Annotated in this window: 1 protein-coding gene; it reads right to left on the reverse strand. The window is 76.6% G+C overall.

The window, feature by feature from the left end; all coding sequences use genetic code 11:
- Nucleotides 1–718: YeiH family protein (locus FNX44_RS27425; RefSeq protein WP_153507808.1), on the reverse strand; the 718-nt coding region annotated here is incomplete at both ends.

Consider the following 718-nt stretch of genomic DNA (forward strand, 5'->3'; position numbering starts at 1 on the left):
GTTGTGGCCTGGGCGGTCGTGCGGCGGGCGCGGGCGGCCACGGCTACGGCGGCTACCAGGGGCGCGAGTAGGGCGACGCGCATCAGTTTGACGACCACCGCTTCGCCGAGCGCCGCGTCGCCGGCGGTCTGGGCGGCGGCCACGACCTGGCCGACGTCGTGCACGCTCGCGCCGACCCAGCGGCCGAAGGCCTCGTCGGCGAGTCCGAGGGGGTGTTGCAGGAGGGGGAGGGCGACGATGGCCAGGGTGCCGCAGAGGGTGACGAGGGTGGCGGCGGTGGCGGCGTCTCGTTCGTCGCTGTCTCGGGCCTGGCCGACGGCGCCGACGGCGGACGCGCCGCAGATGGAGTAGCCGGCGGCGACGAGGAGGGGCTGGTCGCCGGGCAGGCCGATGCGGCGGCCGAGCCACCAGGTGCCGAGGAAGGTCGCGGCGACGGTGGTCAGGACGACGGCGACGGCCGCCCAGCCGATGCCCAGCACGTCGCCGAGGCTGAGTTTCAGGCCGAGCAGGACGATGCCCAGCCGCATCAGGCGTCGGCCGGCCAGGGACAGGCCGGGGCGCGCGGCCCCGCGGACCAGCCGGCGTACCGAGGGGAGGTGGGCGGCGAGAAGGCCGAGGACGACGGCTGCGGTCAGCATCGGCACGGCGGGGAGGAGCCGGTGGACGAGGTAGGCGGCGGCCACGCCGAGAGTGGCGAGCCAGAGACCGGGGAGGGGGC

Source organism: Streptomyces alkaliterrae, assembly GCF_007097205.2.
Classification (GTDB): domain Bacteria; phylum Actinomycetota; class Actinomycetes; order Streptomycetales; family Streptomycetaceae; genus Streptomyces; species Streptomyces alkaliterrae.